At 64.4% G+C, this 1,546-nt stretch carries 1 protein-coding gene; it reads right to left on the reverse strand.

The features are described from left to right. A partial coding sequence (locus ACIQ2D_RS21885) for an Rv1355c family protein (protein WP_402867404.1) occupies positions 1-1,546 on the reverse strand: 1,546 nt, incomplete at both ends.

Consider the following 1,546-nt stretch of genomic DNA (forward strand, 5'->3'; position numbering starts at 1 on the left):
GGTGGCGTAGAGAGACACGGGTGTGAGGGGGTGTAAGGAGTAGCCGAGCGATTGGGCGCGTATCCAGAACTCTTCGGCGCGTGCTCCGCTGCGGATGTAGTCTGCGGCGGCGGTTCCCTGCTGAGTGATGACGGCGACGGCGTCGCTGGAGGCCAGGCGGGTGCGGGTCTGTGCTCGGAGCGCTTGCCCGGCATCCCAGTTGTTCAGTTGTTCCATCACGTCGGGGCGGCGGAGGAGTTCGAGGGCGGCGAGTTCTGAAGTAGGGATACCCAAGCTGGAAACCTCGATACCACTGGCGAGGTCGCGCGAATGTGGCCAGCGTAGCTCGGAGATCATCTCTCGATGCAGAGTGTCGGTGAGGAATCGGATGCGGTCGGTGGCACTGATGTTCTCGGCCAACCGTGTGATCGTCTCCCCGTCCTGGATCAGGTGGACTGCGACGGTCGGGGAGGACAGACGCGCCGCCAGGTGTGCGAGGTCCGTCGGATCGCACGGCGGCAGGCCGGGATCGGGCAGAGCGCGGTGTGTGCTGCGATGGAGCATCCCGGGTAGTTGGTCGGTGAGCGAGATGTCGGTGCCGGCAGTTAACTTGATCCGCGCGGAGGTCGCCTTACCGTCGCCGATGATGACGGTGTCGCCGAGGATATGTCGGTGTGCCGCGGCGACGCGAGCGTTGTGCAGTGCGGCACCGAGCGCGACGAAACTTCCGCGGTACTCGATATCCACACTCGACGAGCGGGTTTCGTCGAGACGCAGAGTCAGCGCAGTCTCGTCCGTGTGAATGATCCACGGTTGCGAGTTACCTCCCGACGGAGCGCGTGCGGCAGCGAAAGCGACGGCTTCGGTATCGGGGAGCGCGTCGTACTGTGCTCGCAGATCGATCGGACGCGAACCGTTTGTCGCCGGTGAGGCGATCGAGTCGGAGGGAATGTGTGGGTCGGTCAGTTGATCGAGGTGCTGACCGATATCGATGCGCACCCTCCCCGAGGGAAGAGCCTCACCGAGACCGAACCGGCGGATCGCGGCGACCACAGACGCCCCGCCCAGCAAAACGTCCCCGCCGAGTTGAGGCCAGGTGGCCACGGTGGTGCCCACTTCCAGGACCGAGGCGGCCATGCGGGCCGAAATCTCGGCCCCCTGCAGGATGCGTAAGCCGAAGGGAATTTTTTCTTGCACGCTCAGCCCGGATACGGTGGCAGCGTCGAGATCTCCGACCAGCCCGTGAAAGAGTGGCCTGGCGGGTTCGAGGTCGAATCGTTCGACGTCGAAGAGACCGCGGTCGCTGGTTTCCATGATGACCGGGATGCCCCGCTGCCTCGCCCGGTCGCGAACGAGGACCTTCACATCGAAGGAGTCGCACTCTTCGATCACCAGGTCCAGTCCGGCGAGGAAGTCGTCGATGCTCGCTTCGTCGACACCTTCGGTCCAGGCGTCGACGGGCAGGTACGGGTCCAGTTCGGCGATGCGTTGTCGAGCCAGAGTTGCCTTGTTGACGCCGAGATCGAGGACTGTGGCCGAAAGCCGGTTAAGGTTGGACAGGTCTAGG

Source organism: Lysinibacillus sp. NPDC097287 (assembly GCF_044761695.1).
GTDB lineage: Bacteria > Bacillota > Bacilli > Bacillales_A > Planococcaceae > Lysinibacillus.